This window comes from Pseudomonas frederiksbergensis (genome assembly GCF_003732705.1).
In the GTDB taxonomy this organism is placed as follows: domain Bacteria; phylum Pseudomonadota; class Gammaproteobacteria; order Pseudomonadales; family Pseudomonadaceae; genus Aquipseudomonas; species Aquipseudomonas frederiksbergensis_F.
Map to the genome: position 1 here is coordinate 206281 of NZ_MOBR01000006.1, position 24655 is coordinate 230935.

Here is a 24655-nt window from a genome sequence, read left to right on the forward strand (position 1 = left end):
ACTCAGGCCCTGAAAGCAATATAGATCGGCTCCCTTTCCCCTCTCCCCAAGGGGGCGAGGGGACTGACCGAGGTGTCCTTGGTGCTACATCGACCTGAATTACTGAGTTGAACTCAGGCCTTGAAAGCAATATAGATCGGCTCCCTTTCCCCTCTCCCCTATGGGGAGAGGGCTGGGGTGAGGGGTGGCTTTTAAATTCACCGCATCATCCCGGCCTCTGCTACCAACCAATCCCGAAACGCCGCAATCCTCGGCTTCGCCGCACATTCCGGCCGATAAACCACGTAGTACGCCAGATCAATCGGACACGTCAGGTCGCCGAACGGCCGCACCAGACGCCCCGCCGCCAGATCGTCGCGCACCATCTCGCTACGCCCCAGCGCCACGCCCCGACTGTCGATCGCCGCTTGCAGTACCGCCGCCGAATTGTTGATACGTAAGCCGTGCCCGGTTTCAATATCGGGAAAACCGGCGGCATCGAGCCAGGTTCGCCAGGTCGGAAATCCGCTGTTTTGTTCCAGGGTCAGGTCGTGGAGCAGGGTATAGCGGGCCAAATCCCCGGGTTCCGTCAGCGCTGGCAATTGATCGCGCAGTGACGGCGAGCACACGGGGTAGATCTCCTCATCCATCAACCGCACGGCGGTCAAACCGGACCAGACCCCGGCGCCATAGCGCACGCCGACATCAATGCCATCTGCCAGGAAGTCCACGGACCGCTGGTTGGTGTCGAGCCGCAAGTCGGTGTCGGGACGCGCCTGCTGGAAACGCTCGATCCGAGGCAGCAGCCATTTGGCGGCGAACGCCGGGCTCACGGTGACGGTCAGCACGCCACTGTCGGACGCATCTTTGAGTCGCGATAGACCCATGCTCAAGCGATCGAACCCGGCGCGGATGTCCGGCAGCGCGGCGCGGGCGGCGTCGGTCGGCACCAGGCGAGTGGTGCCGCTGCTGGCGCGGTGGAACAACGGTACACCCAGCCAAGCTTCCAATACCCGTACCTGCTGGCCCACGGCGGCGGCTGTTACATTCAGTTCTATTGCCGCTTCGGAAAAGCTCTGATGTCTCGCTGCAGCTTCAAATGCCCTGAGTGCATTGAGGTAAGTGGGATATTTCATGGTTATCCACTAAAGCTTTTCTTTGTCGGGCTCAAAGATTATCTGGTTTGTCGGGGAATGTCGCGAGGCTGAAAATCAGTGCTCTTCTTCACTTCCCAAAGAGCGCATCCCATGTACGACTTTTCTTCGAAGGTAGCCATCATCACTGGCGGCGGTTCAGGTATCGGCAAAGAAGTGGCCGAGCAATTGGTCGCTGCCGGCGCCTCGGTGGTGATCGGTGGTCGTGATCAGGCAAAACTGGCCCAAGCTGCCGAAGCCATTGACCCGAGCGGTACCCACGTGCGTTTCGTCGCTGGCGACATCGCCGACCCTGCCACCGCCCAGGCACTGGTGGACGAGGCGACCCGCGCCTTTGGCGGCGTCGATATCCTGGTCAACAACGCCGGGGTGTTCAGCCCCAAACCGTTCCTTGAAGTCGATGAGCGCGAGTACGACGGTTTTCTCGACATCATCCTCAAGGGCAAATTCTTCATGGCCCAGGCCGCCGCCCGGGCGATGCAACTGCGCGGTGGCGGCGCCATCGTGCAAACCGGTTCCCTGTGGGCGATTCAAGCCATCGGGGCGACACCGTCGGCGGCCTATTCCGCAGCGAATGCCGGCGTGCACGCCTTGACCCGCAACCTCGCCCTCGAACTGGCCTCGCTCAACATCCGCATCAACACCGTCGCCCCAGCCGTGGTGGAAACCCCGGTGTACGGCACGTTCATGACGGCAGAACAGGTCAAGGAAACCCTGCCGACGTTCAACGCCTTCCACCCATTGGGGCGCAACGGTCAGCCGGCGGATGTGGCGCAAGCGATTCTGTTCCTGGCGTCGAACCAGGCGTCGTGGATCACCGGCACCGTGCTGCCGGTTGACGGCGGCGTCACTGCCGGTCGTAACTGAAAAAGGGGAGCGATCAATATGATGGATTGGAACGGTTACCGAGATCAGCTACTAGCCCGGGTCGGCGACTTCGCCAAACTGAGTCCGGACACCATTCGCGGCTTGCAGGTCATGGACGGTGCCGGCGCGAAGACCGGGCACCTGGACGCAAAGACCCGCGAGTTGATTGCGTTGGCGGTCGGCGTGACCACCCGCTGCGACGGTTGCATCGCGGTGCATACCCAAGCGGCAGTCAAGCATGGCGCCAGCCGTGAGGAAATCGCCGAAGCGCTGGGGGTGGCGATCGCGCTGAATGCGGGGGCGGCGGTGATCTATTCCGCCCGCGTGCTCGACGCCCACGCCGCCCTCAGCAATCTGTAAACCCAATCCCCTGTGGGAGCGGGCTTGCTCGCGAAGAGGCCCTGTCAGTCAGCATTGATGTTGAATGACACACCCCATTCGCGAGCAAGCCCGCTCCCACAGGGGATGCAGGTTGGACGGTAGAAACCGGGGACATCCTTTACGTTTTAAACCGGAGACATCCTTTACAGGTGTGAAATACGGTCAGGAGGTACCTGACCATGTCCTGGAATCGAGAGTCCCCAATGAATCAGAGAGTCAAACTCATCGGCGACTGGTTGACCGGCGCCTACTCCAAAAGTGAGCTGGCTCGGCACTACGGTGTCAGCCGGCCGGCAGTCATGCGCGGTTTTGCGCGGGTGCGAGCGGGGCGGTGTTCTATCTCAAGTCGGGCCATCTGAGGAGCGTGATTCATGAATAACCCTGAAAACAAGCCGCTCATGGTGTTGGCCGGTGTCGGCGAAGGCCTGGGGGCAGCGCTGGCGGCACGGTTTGTCGCGGGCGGCTATCGGGTTGTTGGCCTGTCGCGCTCGGCTCGCGAATGGGCGCTGCCCGGCTACTTCGCCATGACGTGCGACCTGACGAAAGAAGCCGAAGTGCAGGCGACCTTCGAGCAGATCGAACGCCAACATGGTCATCCGGCGGTGGTGATTCATGTCGTTGGCGACCTGCTGATCTCGCCGTTTCTGGAATTGTCCGCTGACGCCTTTGAAGGCGTTTGGCGTTCGATGGTGCTGTCGGCAATGCTCGTCAGTCAGCAAGCCATCGCTCGGATGTTGCCTGCCGGGCACGGCGCATTGTTGTTCGCCGGTGCCACCGCCAGCCTGCGTGGCGGCGCCCGGTTTGCGGCGTTCGCGTCGGCCAAGTTTGCCTTGCGCGGGTTGGCCCAGTCATTGGCGCGGGAGTTTCAATCGCAGGGGATTCATGTGGCGCACGTGGTGCTCGACGGAATAATCGGCGTTGCCGATGGCGCAGAACTGGACCCGGCCGCCCTGGCGGAAAGCTTCTGGATACTGGCTCACCAGCCACGCTCAACCTGGACCCACGAACTGGATCTGCGTCCGCAACTGGAGCGGTTTTGATGGGGCAGACTCAAGTAGTGATCGTCGGCGCAGGCCTGAGCGGTTTGTACGCCGCGCGACTGTTGGCCGAGGCGGGTGTGGACTTCATCGTCGTTGAAGCGCGTGAGCGGGTGGGCGGACGCATTCTATCGGCGGACTCGTTCGATCTCGGTCCGTCTTGGTTCTGGCCGGATTTTCATCCGCGCATGACGAGCCTCGTGGAACAACTGGGTTTACGCACCTTTGCGCAACCGGTCGAAGGCGACATGTTGGTCGAGCGCTTCAGGCTGGAGCCGCCACAGCGCCTGGCCGGGTATGAGTCGGGCAATGAGTCGATGCGGATTGTCGGAGGCACCGGCGCGTTGATCGAAGCGCTGGCGACACCGCTGTCCGCCAGTCAGTTGCGTCTCGGTCAACGGGTTGTCTCGGTGCAGCAAGTGGACGGCGGTATTCGCCTGCTGAGTGAAAGCACTCATGGGCAAACGACGGCATTGCACTGCGCCCATGTGATTCTCGCCATGCCGCCAAGGATCATCGCGCAAACAGTCTGCTTCGAACCGCCCCTGAACCCGCTGGATCAGCAGCGCTGGACCAATACGCCGACCTGGATGGCGCCACACGCCAAATACGTCGCCGTCTACGACGAAGCGTTCTGGCGGGATGACGGCCTGTCGGGCATGGCGCAGAGCATGGTCGGTCCGCTGGTGGAGATCCACGATGCGTCCGGTGAGGTGGGCAGGGCAGCGCTGTTCGGGTTTATCGGCATCGCGGCGGTTTCGCGGCGCAATCTCGGCGAGGTCGCGTTGATGCAGCAGTGTCTCGATCAGTTGATTCGTCTATTCGGTACCCAAGCGGCCACGCCATACGCCGAATTCTTCAAGGACTGGGCGGCAGACGAAATGACGGCGACTGGCGCCGATCAAGTCTCCGGGGCCCACGGTGCAGGTGTTGCGGGATTGGACCGGGTTCAGGGCGACTGGTCGCCTTACCTGACACTGGCCGGCAGCGAGGTGGCGAGGGAGCATGCCGGGTACATGGAAGGCGCGCTGGAAGCGGCGCAGTGGGCCGTCAGTCAGTATCGGCAGCTGACGGACGGGGTTCACGCCCAAATCATTCACCCCTAAAGCCGCCAGGCGGGCTGCCGTGACAGCTTGATTACGTTATACTCGCCGGCTTTCAAAAGTTCGCCAACGAGTGCTGCCCGCCATGGAAATCAACCCGATCCTTAACAGTATCAAGGACCTGTCCGAGCGCTCCGAAACTATTCGGGGGTATCTTTGACTACGATCAAAAGCATGAGCGTCTGACTGAAGTCAATCGCGAGCTTGAAGATCCGGCTGTCTGGAACAACCCGTCGTACGCTCAGGAACTCGGTCGCGAGCGTTCGCTGCTGGCGCAGATCGTCGAAACCCTCGACGAAATGCACACCGGCCTGGCCGATGCCAAAGAACTGCTGCTGATGTCCGCCGAAGAAGAAGACCAGGCCGCCGTCGATGACGTCGCGACCGAAGTCGAGCGTCTTCGCGAATCCCTGGAAAAACTCGAATTCCGTCGCATGTTCAGCGGTGAGATGGATGCCAACAACGCCTACCTGGACATCCAGGCCGGCTCCGGCGGCACCGAGGCCCAGGACTGGGCCAACATCCTGCTGCGCATGTACCTGCGCTGGGCTGACAAACGCGGTTTCGACGCGACCATCATGGAGCTGTCCGCCGGTGAAGTCGCCGGGATCAAGGGCGCCACGGTCCACATCAAGGGCGAATACGCCTTTGGCTGGTTGCGTACCGAGATCGGCGTGCACCGTCTGGTGCGCAAGAGCCCGTACGACTCCGGTAACCGTCGCCACACCTCGTTCTCGGCTGTGTTCGTGTCGCCGGAAATTGATGACAACATCGAAATCGACATCAACCCGTCGGACCTGCGCATCGACACCTACCGCTCCTCCGGTGCCGGTGGCCAACACGTAAACACCACCGACTCGGCTGTACGGATCACCCACGTACCGTCCAACACCGTGGTCAGCTGCCAGAACGAACGCTCCCAGCACGCCAACAAAGACACCGCGATGAAAATGTTGCGGGCGCGCTTGTACGAGCAGGAAGTGCAGAAACGCAACGCCGCCTCCCAGGCCCTGGAAGACACCAAGTCCGATATCGGTTGGGGTCACCAGATTCGCTCTTACGTGCTCGACGCGTCGCGAATCAAGGATTTGCGCACTAACATCGAACGCAGTGACTGCGACAAGGTGCTCGACGGCGATATCGACGAATACCTGGTAGCCAGCTTGAAACAAGGGCTTTAAGGCACGCCCTGCAGGATCATCCTGCAGGCGCGAGGCTCGCCCGCGAACCCCGGCGAATGCCGGGGGCAACGAACCTGTGATGGAATTTTTAAAGACATGAGCGACCTAGAACTCGACCCGCAAGCCCTGCAACAGGAAGAAAACTCCCTGATCGCCCTGCGCAAGGAAAAGCTGGCTGCCGAGCGCGCCAAGGGCAATGCCTTCCCGAACGACTTCCGCCGCGAAAACTACTGCGATGAACTGCAGAAGAAATACGCGGACAAGACCAAGGAAGAGCTGGCAGAGGCTGCAATCCCGGTCAAGGTTGCCGGTCGCATCATGCTCAACCGTGGCTCGTTCATGGTGATCCAGGACATGACCGGTCGCATTCAGGTTTACGTCAACCGTAAAACCCTGTCCGAAGACACCCTGGCCTCGGTGAAAACCTGGGACATGGGCGACATCATCGCAGCCGTTGGCACCCTGGCGCGTTCCGGCAAAGGCGACCTGTACGTCGAAATGACCGAAGTACGCCTGCTGACCAAGTCGCTGCGTCCGCTGCCGGACAAGCACCATGGCCTGACCGACACCGAACAGCGCTACCGCCAGCGTTACGTTGACCTGATCGTCAACGAAGAAGTGCGTAATACCTTCCGTGTGCGTTCGCAAGTGATTGCCCACACCCGCGCCTTCCTGATGAAGCGTGACTTCCTGGAAGTCGAAACGCCGATGCTGCAAACCATCCCCGGTGGCGCAGCGGCCAAGCCGTTCGAAACGCACCACAACGCCCTGGACATGGGCATGTACCTGCGGATTGCGCCGGAGCTGTATCTGAAGCGTCTGGTGGTCGGTGGTTTCGAGAAAGTCTTCGAAATCAACCGCAACTTCCGTAACGAAGGCGTTTCGACCCGTCACAACCCAGAATTCACCATGTTGGAGTTCTACCAGGCGTACGCCGACTACGAAGACAACATGGACCTGACCGAAGAACTGTTCCGCGAACTGGCGCAGCTGGTGCTGGGCAGCACCGACGTGCCTTACGGCGACAAAGTGTTCCACTTCGGCGAACCGTTCGTGCGTCTGTCGGTGTTCGACTCGATCCTCAAGTACAACCCTGAGCTGACCGCTGACGACCTGACCGACATCGACAAGGCCCGTGCCATCGCCAAGAAGGCCGGCGCCAAGGTGCTGGGCTTCGAAGGCCTGGGCAAGTTGCAGGTGATGATTTTCGAAGAGCTGGTCGAGCACAAGCTGGAACAGCCGCACTTCATTACCCAGTACCCGTTCGAAGTGTCGCCGCTGGCCCGTCGCAACGATGACAACCCGAACGTCACCGACCGTTTTGAACTGTTCATCGGTGGTCGCGAAATCGCCAACGCCTACTCCGAGTTGAACGACGCGGAAGACCAGGCCGAGCGCTTCATGGCCCAGGTGGCCGACAAGGACGCGGGCGACGACGAAGCCATGCACTACGACGCCGATTTCGTTCGCGCGCTGGAGTACGGCATGCCGCCAACGGCCGGTGAAGGGATCGGCATCGACCGTCTGGTGATGTTGCTGACCAACTCACCGTCGATTCGAGACGTGATCCTGTTCCCGCACATGCGGCCGCAAGCGTAAACGTTTCAGTTAAAAAGCCGCCTAAAACAGGCGGCTTTTTATTGCCTGTCTGGTACAAACGTATCAATTGGTTACTTTTGACGTAAGAGGGAATACCTGTCGTGAATCGTGCATTGGCTCAAGAAGGTGCAGTGGGTGTCGCCACTGCGGTCGCTGAAAGTGTTCAGTACCAGGGCCGCAAGGCTAGCCGACAGGGCAGCGAACAGCGTCGACAGGACATTCTCGATGCGGCCATGCGCATTGTCGTGCGCGATGGCGTGCGGGCGGTGCGTCACCGTGCCGTAGCGGCGGAGGCCGGTGTGCCGTTGTCGGCCACTACGTACTATTTCAAGGATATCGATGACCTGCTCACCGATACCTTCGCCCAATACGTGGAACGCAGCGCGGCCTACATGGGCAAGCTGTGGGCGAGTAACGAAGGGCTGCTGCGCGAAATGGTGGTCAGCGGCGACGGCACTCCGGAGTCGCGCTCGCAGTTGGCGGACGATATTGCGCGGCTGATGGCGGACTATGTCCACCGGCAACTGATCAATCGTCGCGAGCACTTGATGGCCGAACAGGCGTTCCGTCAGGAGGCGTTGCTCAACCCGCGCCTGGCCGTGTTGGTGCGCTCCCATCAGCAGATTCTGTTGCAGGGCACCTGCCTGCTTTTCGAAGTATTGGGTTCGCGCGAGCCACAACAGGATGCCAAAGTGTTGACGGCCATTATCGGACGGATGGAATATCAGGGCCTGCTCAACGACGCCGAGCCTGCGACCGAAGCCGAAATGCTCGGGATCCTTACGCGCTACATGCATCTGGTATTGGCGTCGGTCTGACTCTTGATCGTTCCCACGCTCCGCGTGGGAATGCCGCCCGGGACGCTCCGCGTCCCTTGCCCGGTGTGACGCAGAGCGTCACAGGATGCATTCCCACGCGGGAGCGTGGGAACGATCATCGTGCTGTATCGATAGGGAGTGTTGAATGAAAGCCTGGCGCGTCGTTGTGATCGCCTTGTCGTTCCTGCTGCTCAGTGGCTGTCTGGTGACCTTCAAGGACCCGCTGCCTTCGAGCGAACCCGTGCCCAAAGGGTTGCTCGGCAAATGGACCAGCACCAACGCCTGGGGCGAGCCGATGAACCTGGAGCTGACGCGCATTGGTGACAACCGCTACCAGGCCGTCAGCTACTTCAAGGCCAAGCCCCGTGAGCGCGAGGCCTATCCCTTCACCGTGTCGCGCCACGGCAGTCGCTGGTACCTGTCGGCGCCAGTGCCGGCCAGGTTCGGCGGCCACTTCACAATCGCCGGGTTCGAAGTCAACGAAAAGCACGAACTGGTGGTCTACAACCTCGACCTCGAACAGATCAACCAGGCCCTGGGGCAAAAAGCCCTCAGTGGCGAAGGCTTCCAGACTGACGACGGCGACGGTGTGTTGATCAACACGCGCATGGACCAAGTATTCGCTTACCTCGACGACCCGGCCAATTCCGATGTGTTCGTCGAAGCCGTGCGCTACCAGCGCCTGGCCAAAGCCAAAGCCACAGTCAAATAAAGCCAGCACCTAACGGTTTTTCTACAGGAGTTTCGGGTGGACGATTACCAGCAGACGATACGCATTTTGTCCGATCGCATAGTGCTGGCGCAGACGCCGATTCGCGTCCTCGATGCGGTCAAGTGGGATGACAACATTCGCAAGGGTTTCCTCAAGGCCAAGGGCAAGGAAATGCCGGCCGTGGACCGCGACTATTACCTGAACCGGCCGCTGTCCTTCGATTCCAGCAAAGTGAAACTGGAATTCCAGAACATCGAGCGCGACATCACCCGTCAGCTCGGCCAGTTCAACCCGGTCGGCCAGATCATGCGCCGCATGTGCAAGGAATACCGGATGGTGGTGCGCATGCTCGAAGCGCGCGGCACCGAGGATTTCGGGTTGATTTCCCAGGAACTGTACGGCGCTGCCTCCGATGCGTTCCACGCCGGCGACCCGACCCTGGCCGACCTCGGCCTGATGATGTCCGACTACCTGAACAACATCGATGGCCGTGGCGATCTGAAGGATGAACCGAAAATCCTCACCGCCAAGGACGCCGTGCACTTGCTGCAAACCCGCTTGAACAAGGTGTTTGGTGAAGCCGAGGAAACCATTCGAGTGTTCGAGTCCGACGGAATCGTCGCCGATGCGGCGGCCGGTGCCGATTACATCAAGATCCGCGCCGACGCGATGTTCAACGATCGTGATGTGCGCGCATTGGAAGTCCACGAAGGCCTGGTGCATGTGGGCACGACCCTCAATGGCTTGAACCAGCCGATCTGCACCTTCCTGTCCAAAGGCCCGCCGTCGTCGACGGTGACCCAGGAAGGCCTGGCGATCCTGATGGAAATCATCACCTTCGCCTCTTACCCGAGCCGCTTGCGCAAACTCACCAACCGTACCCGCGCGATTCACATGGTGGAGGAGGGCGCTGACTTCCTGCAGGTGTTCGAGTTCTTCCGCGAGCAAGGCTTCGAAATGGCCGAAAGCTACGGCAACGCCAGTCGGGTTTTCCGCGGCTCGGTGCCGAATGGTCTGCCATTTACCAAAGACTTGTCCTACCTCAAGGGCTTTATCATGGTTTACAACTACATTCAGTTGGCCGTGCGTAAAGGCAAGCTGGAGCAGATCCCGCTGCTGTTTTGCGGCAAAACCACGCTTGAGGATATGCGGACCTTGCGCCAATTGGTGGACGAAGGCCTGGTGGTGCCGCCCAAGTATTTGCCGGACCAGTTCCGCGACTTGAACGCACTGTCGGCGTGGATGTGCTTCTCCAACTTCCTCAATCACCTGAGCCTGGACCGGATCGAAGCCGACTACTCCAATATCTTGTGAGAACCACACTGATCGTTCCCACGCTCTGCGTGGGAATGCATTCCGTGACGCTCTGCGTCACAGAGGACGCGGAGCGTCCATGGCGGCATTCCCACGCGGAGCGTGGGAACGATCAATTTCACCCATCCCTGCGAGGTTTCAACGGATGAGAATCCTCGGCATCGTCTGCCTTCTTCTGACCTTGAGCGGTTGCAGCTCGCTATTGTTCTACCCCGAACCCGGCCAACCGTTTACCCCGGACAAGGCCAAGCTCGAATTTCGCGACGTCACCCTGACCACCGCCGACGGCCTCAAACTGCACGGTTGGTGGCTGCCAGCGGCCAAAGGCGTCGAGGTCAAAGGCACTGTGCTGCACTTGCATGGCAATGGCGGCAACTTGTCTTATCACCTCGGTGGGAGCTGGTGGTTGCCGAAAGAGGGTTACCAAGTGTTGCTGGTGGACTACCGCGGTTATGGCCTGTCCGAAGGTAAACCGAGCCTGCCAGCGATCTACCAGGACATCGACGCCGCGTTCAAATGGCTCGACCAGGCGCCGGAGGTCAAGGGCAAGCCGCTGGTCATTCTCGGCCAGAGCCTCGGTGGTTCGATGGCCGTGCATTACCTGGTCCAGCACCCGGAACGCCAGCCTCAAATCAAAGCACTGGTCCTCGACGGCGCCCCCGCCAGCTACCGCGATGTCGGTCGATTCGCCCTGACCACTTCGTGGCTGACCTGGCCGTTCCAAGTGCCGCTGTCGTGGCTGGTGCCGGACGGCGACAGCGCGATCAACTCCATGGCGCAGCTCAAAGGCGTGCCGAAACTGATCTACCACAGCATCGACGACAACCTCGTGCCCCTTTCCAACGGCATCCGTCTGTATCAAGCTGCGCCGCCGCCGCGAGTGCTGCAACTGACCCGTGGCGGTCACGTGCAGACCTTCGCCGACCCGGTCTGGCGTCAGGTGATGCTGCGCTACCTCGAAGACCCGAAGCATTTCAATGGTCTGCGCCGCTTGGGCGAAATCCCGAATTACCCGGTGCCCGTGAATTCAAAAGATGAACCACCAGAGAGTCCGCAATGAGTGAAGAACGTAACGCCATCCCGCTGATCATCACCGGTATCTGCACCATCCTCGGCACCGTCGGGGTGTTGTGGTACTACGGCTACCTGCACTTCGCCAAGCCTGAGGATGCGTTGCTGCTCAACGAATTCACCATGCTCAAGACCGTGCCGGGTGAAGATTACAAAGTTGCCCTGGACCCGGCGCCGCAAGTCGCCCAGTGCATCGATGGCGTGCTGGTGCTGTTCGACACCGAGCAAAAAGGCCTGACCGGCGTGTTGATCAACGGCCAGAAAAAAGCCGTGCGCTGCATGGGTCAGGAAACCCCGCAGAAACTCGAACAATGATGATCCCGTAGGAGCGAGGCTTGCCCGCGAAGGCGGTTTAACATTCAACAAATGGGTTGACTGACACAACGCCTTCGCGGGCAAGCCTCGCTCCTACAGAAGTGCAAAAAAGCCCCGCCTGATCACTCAGGCGGGGCTTTTGTGTTTCAGCGTGACGCTTAATTCGAGCTAACCGCCGAACGTGGCACCACTGGCTGGTTGTCGTTGGAAATGGTCACTTCCACCCGACGGTTCATCGCACGGCCCGAAACGCTGGTGTTTTCCGCAACCGGGTATTCCTTGCCATAACCCTGGGCGACGATGCGCGCTGGATCAACGCCCATCTTCACCAGGGCGGTGCGCACGGAACCGGCACGACGCTCGGACAGCGTCTGGTTGTGGCCCGCGCTACCGGTGCTGTCGGTATAGCCTTCGACAATCACCTTGCGATCAGGGTTTTCCTGAAGGAATTGCGCCAGTTTGTTGATGTTCACCAAACCGCTGGATTTCAGATCAGCACGGTCGGTAGCGAACAGCACATCACCGAAAGTCACCAGAGTGCCGCGATCGGTCTGCTTGGCGTTCAGGCTGTCTTGCAGTTGCTTGATCTGCTGATCGCGAGCGTCCAGACGCGCCTGGGCACGTTGGGCGGCAGCGTTTTTCAGATTGTTTTCAGCGGTGCGCAGGGCGATGGTCTGCTTGGCCACTTCCACGCGCTGGTTGGTCAGGTAAGCCAGTTGGTCAACCTTGGCCTGGTCCTGTTTGTCCTGATAAGCCTTGTCAGCCTTGTCCAGGTAATCACTGGCGTCTTTGGTCTCAAGGGCCGCGACTTTGCTGGCTTGCGGGTTGGCTTGCAGGCCGGAGTAGTTCACGCGGGCCTGTTCCAGGTTCGCGTTCGGCGGGGTGGAGCAGGCAGCCAGGGCAACGCTTGCGGCCAGGAGAGCGGGGATCATCAATTGTTTACGCATAATGGTTCGTCCTTTCTATCGATAAGAGCTTCAGGCGTGTGGTCCGGATGCGCGCTTACTGCACAGTGCGCTGGCTTTCCTGACGCAGTTCCTGAACACCTTTCTGGGAATCCTTCACAGCCTGTTCGGCTTTCATCGCCTGGGCCTTGCGTTCAGCGACGCGCGCGTCCCACTCGGCTTGTTCGGCCAGGGTGCGGGCCTCGTCATACTTCTTGTCGTGCATGGCGATTTCGGCTTGTTTCAGTTTGTCCTGGGCGGACTTCATTTCCACGGCAGCGAATTCAGTACCACCGGCGCTGACGGCGCTGTTCACGGCGGATTGGGTCACGGCGTATTGCTCGGTCGGCGGGTTGCCAGCGCAACCGGCCAGTACGAAGGTGCTGCCGATCGCCAAGGCAGCCAGTTTCAGACCGCGCAGGTGGGTGAACGAGGATTTGGCAGTGCTGGTCTTCATGGTCTTCAACTCCATTGGATATCTCCTGAAAAACATCTAAATCCATCCTGGTGTGCGGAGCCGTAACCGAACTTTCACAGCGTGATTTGAAACGGCCGTACCAGGCGTGGTTACTGGGTACGACCCGAGGGGTTTTTCAAAAGTTCAGAGAAGATGGCCTATTGCCGAAAAAAACTTTGACCGAGCGGACAAGGCTCTAGGACGGGAACTTTCGCGGTGCGGGGTGGTATTCACGAGCTTTTGAGGGCTGGAAATCACGCTGTTTTTGAAGGGACTCACGACCCCTGTGGGAGCGAGCCTGCTCGCGAAAGCGGTGTGTCAGTCAACATGGTTTTGACTGGACTGACGCCTTCGCGAGCAGGCTCGCTCCCACAGTTTTATTGCTGCTGGATCAATGTTTCGGCTTGTCGTCGCTGGCCGACAAATCATGCAAATGACGACGCGATAGTGCGAGAAAACGCGGGGTCGAACCGACGTCTTCATACAGCGGATCGCCTTCTTCATCAGTGGCGACCACGGTCTGGCCTTTCACATACGGGAAGCTCGCTTCGAGCTCTTCCAGCGCCGCGCCGATCAGTTCGCCCAGCAGTTCTTCGGGATGCCGTTTCGGGTACATCTCGGTGATCGCTGCCAGCCGTGCGGCGGCTTCCACGTCCAGGTGAATCGCGTAGCCAGTGTCGGTCAGGCGACCCTTGGCGTTTTCTTCCCAGTGCTGGGCTAGCTCACGGATTTTCATAAAGACCTCATGGCGCACCTGCTCGTGGCAGGCAAGGTGAGTGTCCGGCTGTGGCTGCCGGTAAGCCGTTGTACGGCTTACTGTTGAGACTAGCTTTATCGCCTAAGGTTTAAAGTCCCTTCGTCGTTTGCTTGTAAGAAGCGCTTTACGGCGGCACTCTTGGACTTCAAAGCATGGTGTTAAAGCCGCCCGGATTTTTTGCTGGAGAACTGCTGATGACCGATATTGATGCACGCTTGCGCGAGGACGTTCACCTGTTGGGTGAGTTGTTGGGCAACACCATTCGTGAACAGTACGGGGACGGGTTTCTCGACAAGATCGAGCAGATTCGCAAGGGCGCCAAGGCCGACCGTCGCGGTTCGATGGACGCCGAACTCAGCGCCAGCCTCAACCAGTTGAGCGAAGACGAGTTGCTGCCGGTGGCGCGGGCGTTCAACCAGTTTCTCAACCTGGCCAATATCGCCGAGCAATATCAGCTGATTCACCGTCGCGAAGAGTCGCAACCGGCACCGTTCGAAGCGCGCGTGCTGCCGGAATTGCTGGCCCGCCTGCGCGCCGAAGGCCACAGCGCCGAATCCCTGGCCCGGCAAATCGGTCGGCTGGAAATCGAACTGGTGCTGACCGCGCACCCGACCGAAGTGGCGCGCCGCACCCTGATCCAGAAATACGACGCCATCGCCGCGCAACTGGCGGCTCAGGATCACCGTGACCTGACCAGCGCCGAGCGCGAGCAGATCCAGGCGAAATTGCAGCGTCTGATCGCCGAAGCCTGGCACACCGAAGAAATCCGCCGCACGCGCCCGACCCCTGTCGATGAAGCCAAATGGGGCTTTGCGGTGATCGAGCATTCGCTATGGCAGGCGATCCCGAACTATCTGCGCAAGGCCGACCAGGCGCTGCACGCCGCCACCGGCTTGCGATTGCCATTGGAAGCCGCGCCGATTCGCTTCGCTTCGTGGATGGGCGGCGACCGCGATGGCAACCCGAATGTCACGGCGTCTGTCACCCGCGAAGTGCTGTTGCTGGCGCGCTGGATGGCGGCTGATTTGTACTTGCGCGATGTCGATCACCTGGCTGCCGAGTTGTCGATGCAGCAGGCCAGCGAAGCCCTGAAAGCCAAGGCCGGCGACAGCGCCGAGCCATATCGTGCGGTGCTCAAGCAACTGCGCGAACGCCTGCGGGCGACCCGAAATTGGGCGCATGCCTCGTTGACGAAGACCACGCCGGCGCCCGCCGATGTGCTGCAAAACAACCGCGACCTGCTCGATCCGCTGGAGCTGTGTTTCAACTCGTTGCATGAGTGCGGCATGGGCGTGATCGCTGACGGTCCGCTGCTGGATTGCCTGCGCCGGGCCGTGACCTTCGGCTTGTTCCTGGTGCGCCTCGACGTGCGTCAGGATTCGTCACGCCACACCGCGGCCATGACCGAAATCACTGATTACCTGGGCCTCGGTCGCTACGAGGACTGGAGCGAGGAAGAACGCATCGCCTTCCTGATGCGCGAACAGAACAACCGCCGGCCATTGCTGCCGGCGTACTTCAAACCGTCCGCCGACACCGCCGAAGTGTTGGCGACCTGCCGGGAAATCGCCGCTGCACCGGGGGCGTCCCTCGGCTCTTATGTGATCTCCATGGCCGGCGCCGCTTCCGATGTGCTGGCCGTGCAATTGTTGCTCAAAGAGGCCGGGGTATTGCGGCCGATGCGTGTGGTGCCGTTGTTCGAAACCCTCGCCGACCTTGATAACGCCGGCCCGGTGATCGAAAAGCTGTTGCTGCTGCCGGGCTATCGCGCGCGCCTGCAAGGGCCGCAGGAAGTGATGATCGGTTATTCCGATTCGGCCAAGGATGCCGGCACCACGGCGGCGGCCTGGGCGCAGTATCGAGCCCAGGAACGTTTGGTCGATATCTGCCGTGAGCAACAAGTGGAATTACTGTTGTTTCACGGTCGCGGTGGCACCGTGGGCCGTGGCGGCGGTCCGGCGCATGCGGCGATTCTGTCGCAGCCGCCGGGGTCGGTGGCGGGGCGTTTCCGCACTACCGAGCAAGGGGAAATGATTCGATTCAAATTCGGCCTGCCGGACATCGCCGAGCAGAATCTCAATCTGTACCTGGCCGCCGTGCTCGAAGCGACCTTGCTGCCGCCACCGCCGCCGGAGCCGGCCTGGCGCCACTTGATGGATGAATTGGCCGCCGATGGCGTCAAGGCTTACCGCGCCGTGGTGCGGGAAAATCCGCAGTTCGTTGAGTACTTTCGCCAGTCGACCCCGGAACAGGAACTCGGTCGTTTACCGTTGGGCAGCCGCCCGGCCAAGCGCCGCGCCGGCGGAATTGAAAGCCTGCGGGCGATCCCGTGGATCTTCGGCTGGACTCAAACGCGCCTGATGCTGCCGGCCTGGCTCGGTTGGGAAGCGGCCCTGAGCAAGGCGCTGGAACGTGGCGAGGGTGAGCTGCTGGGGCAGATGCGCGAGCAATGGCCGTTCTTCCGCACCCGCATCGACATGCTGGAAATGGTACTGGCCAAGGCCGACGCAGACATCGCCCGATCCTACGATGAGCGGCTGGTCGAGCCCGATTTGCTTCCTTTGGGTGCGCATTTACGCGACCTATTGTCGCAGGCCTGCGCGGTGGTCCTTGGCCTGACTGGCCAGTCGCAGCTACTGGCACATAGCCCAGACACCCTGGAATTCATTCGCCTGCGCAACACCTACCTCGACCCGCTGCATCTATTGCAGGCCGAGTTGCTGGCCCGTTCGCGGCAACAGGAAGTGGCGCAGGGCAGCCCGGTAGAACAAGCGCTGCTGGTGTCTGTGGCGGGGATTGCCGCCGGTTTGCGAAATACCGGCTAAGGTTTTCCTCTTGGGGCCGGGCACTTGGCACTCCGGCCCCGTGCCTGTGGGCGAAGGGCTGGAAAAGGTCTGGCAGGCGACAGTTAATGACGGGGTTGCGACTTGGGGTACCCCACCTAAAGGTCACGACAGGCGCGGGTTTCTCCGACTTTCGGCGGCTTGTGTGGTCAGGGCCTGCTGTGTATCTTGATCAGCCTTTGGCCGTTTGGGCGGCCACGACCCTATTTTTGAGATTGGCCCCACGAGGCGAATCTGACGTTATCTATATAAAAAATTGAGGAGCACATCGATGCGCGTCATTCTGCTGGGAGCTCCCGGGGCCGGTAAAGGTACTCAGGCTAAGTTCATCACCGAGAAATTCGGCATTCCGCAAATCTCCACTGGCGACATGCTGCGTGCAGCGGTCAAGGCCGGCACCGAGCTGGGCCTGGTTGCCAAGAGCATCATGGACAGCGGTGGTCTGGTCTCCGATGACCTGATCATCAATCTGGTCAAGGAACGCATCAGCCAGGCGGATTGCGCCAACGGTTTTCTGTTCGACGGCTTCCCGCGCACCATTCCCCAGGCTGAAGCCCTGGTGAAAGCGGGCGTTGAGCTGGACCACGTGGTCGAAATCGACGTTAAAGACGAAGACATCGTCCAGCGTATCGCCGGTCGTCGTGTGCACGAGGCTTCCGGCCGCGTGTACCACATCGTCTACAACCCGCCGAAAATTGCCGGTAAAGACGACATCACCGGTGAAGAGCTGGTGCAACGCAAAGACGATACTGAAGAAACCGTGCGTCATCGCCTGTCGGTCTACCATGCGCAGACCGAGCCACTGGTGAAGTTTTACCAGGAGCTGTCCGCAGCTCAAGGCAAGCCGAAGTACAGCCACATCGAAGGTGTGGGCTCGGTTGAAGCGATCACCGGCACGGTGCTTGAAGCGCTGAGCTGAAAAGTCTGAATCGCTTCATCTTCTACGGCCCGCTTGCGGGCCGTAGTTGTTTATACTGACGCACTTTTTCTGACCTCTCTTACGGAAACATCGATGAGCACCTTGCTGGCCCTGGACACCGCGACTGAAGCTTGCTCTGTTGCCTTGCTGCATGACGGCAAGGTGGCGAGCCATTACGAGGTGATCCCGCGCCTGCATGCGCAAAAACTGTTGCCGATGATCCAGCAACTGCTGGCCGACGCCGGCACCACCCTGCAAGCGGTGGATGCCATTGCGTTTGGCCGTGGGCCGGGCGCCTTCACGGGCGTGCGGATCGCCATCGGTGTGGTGCAAGGTTTGGCCTTTGCCCTGGAGCGCCCGGTGTTGCCGGTGTCGAACCTGGCTGTGCTGGCCCAGCGTGCTTATCGCGAACACGGCGTGAGCCAGGTCGCGGCGGCCATTGATGCGCGGATGGATGAAGTGTATTGGGGCTGCTACCGCGAAACGGCGGGGGAGATGCGGCTTGTGGGCAATGAAGCCGTGTTGGCGCCGGAAGTGGCGGCGTTGCCGGCGGATGCAAGCGGCGAGTGGTTCGGCGCGGGCACCGGTTGGGGGTATGCCGAGCGTATCGGCGTCAGCCTGACCGGGCAGGATGCGACGATGTTGCCTCACGCTGAAGACCTGCTGACCCTGGCGCGATTTGCCTGGGAACGCGGTGAAGCGATTGTGGCGGATGAGGCGCAGCCGGTTTATTTGCGGGATAAGGTGGCGACGCCCAAAGCGCGTTGATGCTTCCAGACCGAGTTGGTTTCTTCGCGGGCAAGCCTCGCTCCTACAGGTCGATGTGATCCGTAGGAGCGAGGCTTGCCCGCGAAAGCGATCCAACAGACACCGCCAATCGTCAGTTTCTAACCCCCAGCCTTAAACCTTTTTCCTTTTATGTGTTCTAGTTATCACTCGACAGTTTGCGAAGTGGTCCATGCGCCACTAAACTGCCATCACTGATACCGAGCATGCACTTATGCGTATAGACGGCCTTTCCTCTCAGTCGTACCCCATCAAGCGAAAGCCTCGCAAAGGCAATATCGCGCTGGATGAGTCCGTCGATGACATCGACGGTGAGCTGGAAATCCCGACTGAAGAGCAACTGGCCGCCCGCGCCGCCAAAGCCTCCGCGCAACGCTTGAGCAATCTCCCCGCCCGTCAGCAAGACATGATTTACCACCGTGCCATGAGTAAAAGCGTAGCGATGGCGTTAGCCAGCTACCTGAGCACCGCCGGTTTTGTCGATTGGGACGCTGATGTGCTGGGTCTCGACCTGTACATCTGATGTTGCTGCCTTACTACCTCGGTTGCCCGTCCTGGAGTGAAAACGCCTGGCGCGATTATCTCTACCCGCAAGACGCCAAACCCGCCGAGTTCCTCAATCTCTATTCCCAGGTTTTCAACGCCGTTGAAGGTAATACGACCTTCTACGCGAGCCCGGCTGCCACCACTGTGCAGCGCTGGGCCGAGACCATGCCCGAACACTTTCGCTTCACTGCCAAGTTCCCTGGCGACATCAGCCACAGTGGCGACCTTCGCGAACAACTGACCGCTGTCGACACCTTCCTGCAATTGCTCAGCCCATTGGGTGAGCGGGTTTCCCCTGTGTGGCTGCAGCTTTCCAAAAGCTTCACACCACAACGACTGTCGGAGCTGGCCGGTTTTATCGATGCCGTGGACCGACCCTTGGCGGTCGAGGTGCGGCATGACGAATTCTTTGCCAAGGGCGATGCCGAGCGCATGCTCAATCGCCTGTTACTGGATCGCGGTGTCGAACGCATTTGCCTCGATCCCCGAGCGCTGTTCAGTTGCATCTCGACCGATCCTTCGGTGCTCCACGCCCAATCGAAAAAGCCCAAGGTCCCACCCCGACCCGCAGCGTTCACCCAATTCCCTCAGGTGCGATTCATCGGTCATCCGCAACTGGAGGCCAACGATCCGTTCCTGGTGCCCTGGGTCGAGAAAATCGCCCAGTGGATTGAAGAGGGGCGCACGCCCTATATCTTCCTGCACACCGCCGACAACCTGCTGGCGGCGAAACTGGCGCAACGTTTTCACGCAAAACTGATGCTGCGTTTGCCTGGCTTGCCGCCGCTGCCTGAGCTATACAGAGAGCCCGCCGCCGAGCAACTTGGCTTGCTCTGAGGCGGTTTCCTTCCTCTTCTCAGGAGCCTGCCAATGGATGCGCAAACCCTTCGAGCCCAGGCGTTCAAAGCACTGCATGAACGCGCGGGGGCTTTTGTCATTCCCAACCCGTGGGACGCCGGCTCGGCGAAGATGCTCGCCAGCCTGGGTTTCGAGGCGCTGGCGACCACCAGTGCCGGTTACGCTTTTTCCAATGCGCGCCCTGATGGCGGATTGTCGCTGGACGACACTCTGGCCAATGTTCGGGCGATTGTCGCGGCGACTGATCTGCCCGTCGCCGTCGATCTGGAAAACGGCTTCGCCGACGATCCGGCCGAATGCGCACAAAGCATTCTGCGTGCGGCCGAGGCCGGTGCGGTCGGTGGCTCAATCGAAGATGCCACTGGCCGTGAAGACGCGCCAATCTACTGCTTCGAACATGCCGTGGCGCGTGTCGAAGCGGCCGTGAAAGCGGCTCGTAGCCTGCCTTTCCCTTTTATGCTGACGGCCCGCGCCGAGAATTTTCTGCACGGCAATCCTGATCTGGATGACACCATCCGCCGCTTGCAGGCATTCGCCGAAGCAGGGGCCGACGTGCTTTACGCGCCGGGCCTGCGCAGTGCTGAAGACGTGTTGGTAGTGGTTCGCGCCGTGGCGCCGAAACCGGTCAATGTGTTGATGTCCGGCGGGCTCAAGTTGACGGTCGAGCAATTGAGCGAGATGGGCGTCAAGCGCATCAGCGTCGGTTCGGCGCTGGCCTTGGCGGCATATGGCGAGTTCTTCCGCGCGGCTGAAGAGATCAAGACGTCCGGCACCTTCAGCTTCACCTCGCGCTCCATGCCCTATGCGAAGGCCAATCAGTTCTTCAAAGGCTGACGATGCGGGTTGCCAAGGGATTGTTGCTCGTGGCGTTGGTGATTGGGGCGGTGGGTTTGAGCGTCTGGCGCGGCTGGATCGACGTGCCGGCGCAGTGGAATCCTTGGGCGCCACTGGATGTGAAAGTTGCGCCGAATTTTCTGACCCGCTACAAACTGATGCGCTTGCGCGATGATCCACAGCTGTGCGATCAAGCCCTGAGCAGTTCCGGTTTGCGGGTCACCCGCCAGGCTGATAGCCCGGACGCGGCGTGCCCGTTGACCAATACCCTGCGTGTCCAGGGCGGTGAGGTGGCCCTGAGCAGCAGTTTCCTCGCCAGTTGCCCGTTGGCGGTGGCGTTCGCCCTGTTTGAACGCCACGCCCTGCAACCAGCCTCTCAGGCGGTTTACGGCCAGGTTGTGACGCGGGTCGATCACCTCGGCAGTTTCGCTTGCCGCAACCTGTACAACCGCGAGAACGGCGCCCGCAGTCAGCACGCCAGCGCCAACGCCCTGGATATCGCCGGTTTTCGCCTGGCCGATGGCCGAACCATCCGCGTGCTCAAGGATTGGCCAAAAGATAATGAGGACGCGCGGTTTCTACGCCAGGTCCGCGACGGCGCCTGCGACATGTTCAGTGTGGTGTTGAGCCCGGACTACAACGCCGCCCATCGCAATCACTTTCATGTGGATGTGGGGCCGTGGTGGGTGTGTCGCTGAAGGATGCCGAGGGATCAGGCGGCGATGCGCAGGTTTTGCAGAACGATTGGGCGTGCCCAGCCGTTATCGAAATCGAGTTGTTTCTGCTGTTCAACCAGTTCTTCGGGCGAGAACGGTGGGAACGGTTTGTCCAGCAAATGCAGTTCGAACTCGGCGATGGGCAGGTGCAGTGGACGCGGCTGCGGCGCCGGGCCCGCTGCTGGCACAGGCTGGCCAGCGGTGAGCACGATTGGGCGGACCCAGCCGCTTTCGAAGTTCTGCTGTTGTTGCTGGGCGACGATTTCTTCTGGCGGGAACGGCGGGAAAGGTTTGTCGGCCAGGTCCATTTCGAACTCGGCAATCGGCAGGAACAGCGGCTCAGGTGGCTTGACCTGGGTTTCTGTCACATCGCATTCGCGCTGGGAAATAATGTGCGCGTAGAGCTCGCTGCCAACGGTCGGCTCAACCGGGCTTTCCAGATCCACCGGTGGAAAGGTCCCGCACGCCGGCACCACATCGCTCGACTGTTCGGCCAGGGCCTGGGCGAAAAAATCTTGCCACAGGTGACTGACGCCGCTCAGTGCTTGGGAGTTTCGCAGGCCATAATCGCCATGACGCGATATGTAGCCAACGGATGTGGTTTGAATGTCTGACATTTTTCTCGGTCGACGCTCAGCTCTGGCAAAATGCTCGATAGTTTTGTTATCGGACGTTTTTGGCCGATCATTAATTTTTGAGCACCTTTTCCCATGATTGAACAACCCGCGGCCTGCCGCATCCATGTCGAGGCTTCGGCCCCGGCGTTTCAGCCACAGGCCGAGCAATGGGCCGAGCGCCTGGGCTTGCCCTTGCAGGTGGATGACGGCGAGTTTGCCTTGCAGGTGGGCGAACAGGGTTTGCAGCTGCAACAGCTGGGGCCTGACGCGCCGGGGCCGGTGCGGGTGGATTTCGTCGAGGGCGGCGCGGCCCATCGTCGGTTATTCGGCGGCGGCACCGGGCAGATGATCGCCAAGGCAGTCGGCATCGCCCAAGGCGTGCGCCCACGGGTGCTGGATGCCACGGCGGGGCTGGGCAAGGATGCGTTCGTGCTGGCCAGTTTGGGTTGCGAGATGAGCCTGATCGAGCGTCAGCCGCTGATCGGCGCGTTGCTGGAGGACGGCTTGGCCCGTGGCGCGGAAGATTTCGACGTGGCGCCAATCGTGGCGCGGATGCGCTTGCTCAAGGGCAATTCGATTGATGTGATGCGCAATTGGGAAGGGGAGCCGCCGCAGGTGATCTACCTTGATCCGATGTTCCCGCACCGTGAGAAAACCGCGCTGGTGAAGAAGGAAATGCGCCTGTTCCGCCCGTTGGTGGGGGATGACCCGGATGCGCCGGCCTTGCTTGAAGCCGCGTTGGCCCTGGCCAGCCATCGGGTCGTGGTCAAGCGCCCGCGCAAGGCGCCGTGCATTGCGGGGCCCAAGCCCAGTCATGCGTTGGATGGGAAATCCAGTCGGTATGACATTTATCCGAAGAAGGCGCTTAAGCCCTGATTCAGCACTGAACCTGATCGTTCCCACGCTCTGCGTGGGAATGCAGCCCGGGACGCTCCGCGTCCCATTCAAAGCCGAACGCGGAGCGTCCATTGAGGCATTCCCACGCAGAGCGTGGGAACGATCATCAGGCCGTCTCAGGCCGATAAGCCCGCATAAACAACCCTACCACCTCCAGCACATGCTCCTCGGCCGCTTCCCCGGTCAACGGCTCGCCGCAGCCATACAGCAACCGAAAATTCCCCGCCCCTTTGAGCAGGCAAAAGAAATGCCCGGCGGCGTTGCGCGGTTTATCAATGCTCAATTCGCCGGTCTGATCGATCCTGCTCAGCAACCGCTCCATGCCATTCAACATGCGCTCCGGCCCGGCCTCGAAGAAGATCAGCGACAGCTTCGGGTCCTGGCTACCCAGGCTGATCATCAAGCGATGCAGGTTCACTGACTCATCGCTATTGACCAACTGGTGAAAGCCTCGGGCGATGTTCAACAGCACCGTTTCCACCGCAATGCCGTCCGGCAATTCGAAGAACAGTGGCGGCAATTGCTCTTCGCACTTGGCCACCACGGCGGCGGAGAACAACGTCTCCTTGTCGTTGAAATGGCTGTAGACCGTCAGTTTCGACACCCCGGCCTCGGCCGCCACGGCATCCATGCTGGTGTTGGCGTAACCATTACTCAGAAACAGAATTTTCGCCGCCTCGAGGATGGCCTGGCGCTTGGCCAGATCCTTGGGGCGGCCCGGACCATTGGATGCTGAAAGATTGTTCGACATTCTTCGCTTTTAATACTGGACTGGTGAGTTTGCTATTAATAACATACCCGCCAGTATAATTATTCCAAGCACCATTAGCGAAAGGTCCTTCACCATGTTCCGCTATGCCTTGCCCCTCGCGTTGCCAGTCAGTCTGGCTTTTTTATTGTCGGCGTGCGGTCACGAAGAGGCGCCGCAAGTCAGCGTGCGACCGGCCATGGTGGTGCAGCCACAGCCTTCGGCCCAGGCGATGGAAAGCTATCCCGGTGAAGTTCGCGCCCGTTATGAGCCGGATCTGGCGTTCCGCATTGGCGGTAAAGTCAGCCGACGACTGGTCGAGGAAGGTCAGCGGGTCAAGGCTGATCAACCCTTGGCCGAACTCGATCCCCAGGACGTCCGCCTGCAACTTGAAGCCACTCGCGCTCAAGTCACCGCCGCCGAAGCCAATCTGAACCTGGTGCGCGCCGAACGGGATCGCTACAAGACGCTGATGGACCGTCAGATGGTGAGCAAGTCTGCGTACGACAATTCCGAAAACCTTTACCGATCCGGTGAAGCGCGCCTCAAACAAATCAAAGCCGAATTCAACGTCTCGACCAATCAGGCGAGCTACGCCGTGCTGCGTGCGCCCCAGGATGGGGTGGTGGCCAAACGTGCGGTGGAAGTCGGCCAAGTGGTTGCTGCCGGGCAAACCGTGTTTACCCTCGCCACCGATGGCGAGCGTGAAGTGTTGATCAGCCTGCCGGAGCAAAGTTTTGGTCGATTCAAGGTCGATCAGCCGGTCTCGGTGGAGCTGTGGACTCAGCCTGATCAACGTTTTACCGGGCGCATCCGAGAGCTGTCGCCCGCGGCCGATCCAAAATCCCGGACCTTCGCGGCGCGTATTGCCTTCACGTCCGGCAAAGTTCCGGCCGAACTCGGCCAGAGCGCCCGGGTGTTTATCCAGACCGCGCAAGTCGTGCCGCTGTCAGTGCCTTTGTCGGCAGTCACCGCCGAAAACGGCGCCACGTACGTGTGGGTGGTCGGCGCCAATAACACCTTGAAAAAAGTCCCGGTCCGGGTCGGTGCCTTCGGTGAGAAAACCGTTCCGGTGTTTGAGGGCCTGAACGCCAGCGACTGGGTGGTGGCCGCCGGGGTTCATGTGCTTCATGACGGGCAGCAAGTACGCCCGGTGGATCGCTCCAACCGCGTGGTCAATCTGGCGGACAAGGAGTAATCCC

26 protein-coding genes and 2 pseudogenes are annotated in these 24655 nt (G+C 60.5%); 22 read left to right on the forward strand and 6 right to left on the reverse strand.

The window, feature by feature from the left end:
* Positions 1-197: 197 nt before the first annotated feature.
* Entirely contained in the window at positions 198-1115 is a 918-nt protein-coding gene (gcvA, locus tag BK667_RS05740) for a transcriptional regulator GcvA (RefSeq protein ID WP_123597035.1), read from the reverse strand.
* Positions 1116-1226: 111 nt separating this feature from the next.
* On the opposite strand from gcvA, the gene BK667_RS05745 reads away from it, so the two are divergent.
* The 13 genes and pseudogenes from BK667_RS05745 (at position 1227) to BK667_RS05805 (ending at position 11531) form a co-directional block, all read left to right on the forward strand.
* Positions 1227-2000, forward strand: coding sequence for an SDR family NAD(P)-dependent oxidoreductase (locus tag BK667_RS05745; protein WP_123507973.1), 774 nt, complete (start codon positions 1227-1229; stop codon positions 1998-2000).
* A gap of 12 nt (positions 2001-2012) precedes the next feature.
* Positions 2013-2360, forward strand: coding sequence for a carboxymuconolactone decarboxylase family protein (locus BK667_RS05750; protein WP_375539162.1), 348 nt, complete (start codon positions 2013-2015; stop codon positions 2358-2360).
* A gap of 12 nt (positions 2361-2372) precedes the next feature.
* Positions 2373-2462, forward strand: a pseudogene (locus BK667_RS33800) (metal ABC transporter ATP-binding protein); the annotation flags it as partial.
* Positions 2463-2560: 98 nt separating this feature from the next.
* Positions 2561-2698, forward strand: a pseudogene (locus BK667_RS05760) (IS481 family transposase); the annotation flags it as partial.
* Between the two features lie 54 nt (positions 2699-2752).
* Positions 2753-3421 (forward strand): SDR family NAD(P)-dependent oxidoreductase, encoded by a 669-nt coding sequence (locus tag BK667_RS05765; RefSeq protein ID WP_123597037.1) that lies wholly within the window; start codon positions 2753-2755, stop codon positions 3419-3421.
* Entirely contained in the window at positions 3421-4524 is a 1104-nt protein-coding gene (locus tag BK667_RS05770) for a flavin monoamine oxidase family protein (protein ID WP_123597038.1), read from the forward strand. The genes BK667_RS05765 and BK667_RS05770 overlap by 1 nt, the downstream gene beginning before the upstream one ends.
* Positions 4525-4606: 82 nt before the next feature.
* Positions 4607-5702, forward strand: a protein-coding gene (gene prfB, locus BK667_RS05775; protein WP_123507983.1) for a peptide chain release factor 2 whose coding sequence is annotated in 2 segments (ribosomal slippage) — positions 4607-4678 and positions 4680-5702 — 1095 coding nt in all. Because the reading frame shifts where the segments join, the coding sequence is not laid out codon by codon here.
* Positions 5703-5798: 96 nt separating this feature from the next.
* The gene (gene lysS / locus BK667_RS05780) at positions 5799-7301 is read left to right on the forward strand and encodes a lysine--tRNA ligase (protein WP_123597039.1); all 1503 of its coding nucleotides are present in this window, start codon (positions 5799-5801) and stop codon (positions 7299-7301) included.
* Between the two features lie 101 nt (positions 7302-7402).
* Positions 7403-8119 (forward strand): TetR/AcrR family transcriptional regulator, encoded by a 717-nt coding sequence (locus tag BK667_RS05785; protein WP_123405670.1) that lies wholly within the window; start codon positions 7403-7405, stop codon positions 8117-8119.
* A 145-nt stretch (positions 8120-8264) separates the two neighbouring features.
* Entirely contained in the window at positions 8265-8831 is a 567-nt protein-coding gene (locus tag BK667_RS05790; protein ID WP_123507986.1) for a hypothetical protein, read from the forward strand.
* Between the two features lie 36 nt (positions 8832-8867).
* Complete coding sequence (locus BK667_RS05795) at positions 8868-10145, forward strand: flavohemoglobin expression-modulating QEGLA motif protein (RefSeq protein ID WP_123507988.1); 1278 nt, start codon at positions 8868-8870, stop codon at positions 10143-10145.
* 145 nt (positions 10146-10290) lie between these two features.
* Entirely contained in the window at positions 10291-11205 is a 915-nt protein-coding gene (locus BK667_RS05800) for an alpha/beta hydrolase (RefSeq protein ID WP_123597040.1), read from the forward strand.
* Entirely contained in the window at positions 11202-11531 is a 330-nt protein-coding gene (locus BK667_RS05805) for a PA3694 family proteiin (RefSeq protein ID WP_054047257.1), read from the forward strand. The genes BK667_RS05800 and BK667_RS05805 overlap by 4 nt, the downstream gene beginning before the upstream one ends.
* A 158-nt stretch (positions 11532-11689) precedes the next feature.
* On the opposite strand, the gene lptF is transcribed toward BK667_RS05805, so the two are convergent.
* The 3 genes from lptF to BK667_RS05820 form a co-directional block, all read right to left on the reverse strand.
* Positions 11690-12478, reverse strand: coding sequence for a lipotoxin F family OmpA-related lipoprotein LptF (gene lptF, locus BK667_RS05810; protein WP_123507992.1), 789 nt, complete (start codon positions 12476-12478; stop codon positions 11690-11692).
* 55 nt (positions 12479-12533) lie between these two features.
* On the reverse strand, positions 12534-12947 hold the full coding sequence (locus BK667_RS05815) for a DUF4398 domain-containing protein (protein WP_123507994.1): 414 nt from the start codon (positions 12945-12947) through the stop codon (positions 12534-12536).
* Between the two features lie 376 nt (positions 12948-13323).
* Positions 13324-13668 (reverse strand): pilin assembly protein, encoded by a 345-nt coding sequence (locus BK667_RS05820; protein WP_123597041.1) that lies wholly within the window; start codon positions 13666-13668, stop codon positions 13324-13326.
* Between the two features lie 215 nt (positions 13669-13883).
* On the opposite strand from BK667_RS05820, the gene ppc reads away from it, so the two are divergent.
* The 7 genes from ppc to BK667_RS05855 all read left to right on the forward strand — a co-directional run bounded on the left by ppc (position 13884) and on the right by BK667_RS05855 (position 21173).
* Positions 13884-16514, forward strand: a complete 2631-nt coding sequence (gene ppc, locus BK667_RS05825; RefSeq protein WP_123597042.1) for a phosphoenolpyruvate carboxylase — start codon at positions 13884-13886, stop codon at positions 16512-16514.
* A 289-nt stretch (positions 16515-16803) separates the two neighbouring features.
* Positions 16804-17451: an adenylate kinase gene (gene adk, locus BK667_RS05830; RefSeq protein ID WP_123507998.1), complete on the forward strand. Its 648-nt coding sequence runs from the start codon at positions 16804-16806 to the stop codon at positions 17449-17451.
* Between the two features lie 93 nt (positions 17452-17544).
* Positions 17545-18219, forward strand: a complete 675-nt coding sequence (gene tsaB / locus BK667_RS05835) for a tRNA (adenosine(37)-N6)-threonylcarbamoyltransferase complex dimerization subunit type 1 TsaB (protein WP_123597043.1) — start codon at positions 17545-17547, stop codon at positions 18217-18219.
* A gap of 232 nt (positions 18220-18451) precedes the next feature.
* Positions 18452-18760 carry a hypothetical protein gene (locus BK667_RS05840; protein WP_123597044.1) on the forward strand — a complete coding sequence of 103 codons (309 nt, stop codon included), beginning with the start codon at positions 18452-18454 and terminating at the stop codon, positions 18758-18760.
* Entirely contained in the window at positions 18760-19620 is an 861-nt protein-coding gene (locus BK667_RS05845) for a DUF72 domain-containing protein (RefSeq protein ID WP_123508004.1), read from the forward strand. Before BK667_RS05840 ends, BK667_RS05845 begins: the two co-directional genes overlap by 1 nt.
* Before the next feature lie 33 nt (positions 19621-19653).
* Positions 19654-20475 (forward strand): isocitrate lyase/PEP mutase family protein, encoded by an 822-nt coding sequence (locus BK667_RS05850; RefSeq protein ID WP_123597045.1) that lies wholly within the window; start codon positions 19654-19656, stop codon positions 20473-20475.
* A gap of 2 nt (positions 20476-20477) precedes the next feature.
* The gene (locus BK667_RS05855) at positions 20478-21173 is read left to right on the forward strand and encodes an extensin-like domain-containing protein (protein ID WP_123597046.1); all 696 of its coding nucleotides are present in this window, start codon (positions 20478-20480) and stop codon (positions 21171-21173) included.
* Positions 21174-21187: 14 nt separating this feature from the next.
* Here the strand turns inward: BK667_RS05855 and BK667_RS05860 are convergent, their stop codons facing one another.
* Complete coding sequence (locus tag BK667_RS05860; RefSeq protein ID WP_123508010.1) at positions 21188-21808, reverse strand: energy transducer TonB; 621 nt, start codon at positions 21806-21808, stop codon at positions 21188-21190.
* A 93-nt stretch (positions 21809-21901) separates the two neighbouring features.
* Between BK667_RS05860 and BK667_RS05865 the strand changes: the two genes are divergently transcribed.
* Positions 21902-22684, forward strand: a complete 783-nt coding sequence (locus tag BK667_RS05865; RefSeq protein ID WP_123597047.1) for a class I SAM-dependent methyltransferase — start codon at positions 21902-21904, stop codon at positions 22682-22684.
* Positions 22685-22811: 127 nt separating this feature from the next.
* Here BK667_RS05865 and BK667_RS05870 read toward each other — a convergent pair whose 3' ends face one another.
* A complete protein-coding gene (locus BK667_RS05870; protein ID WP_123597048.1) occupies positions 22812-23456 on the reverse strand; it encodes a TetR/AcrR family transcriptional regulator in 645 nt (214 codons plus the stop codon).
* Positions 23457-23550: 94 nt separating this feature from the next.
* Between BK667_RS05870 and BK667_RS05875 the strand changes: the two genes are divergently transcribed.
* A complete protein-coding gene (locus BK667_RS05875) occupies positions 23551-24651 on the forward strand; it encodes an efflux RND transporter periplasmic adaptor subunit (RefSeq protein ID WP_123508012.1) in 1101 nt (366 codons plus the stop codon).
* Positions 24652-24655 lie beyond the last annotated feature (4 nt).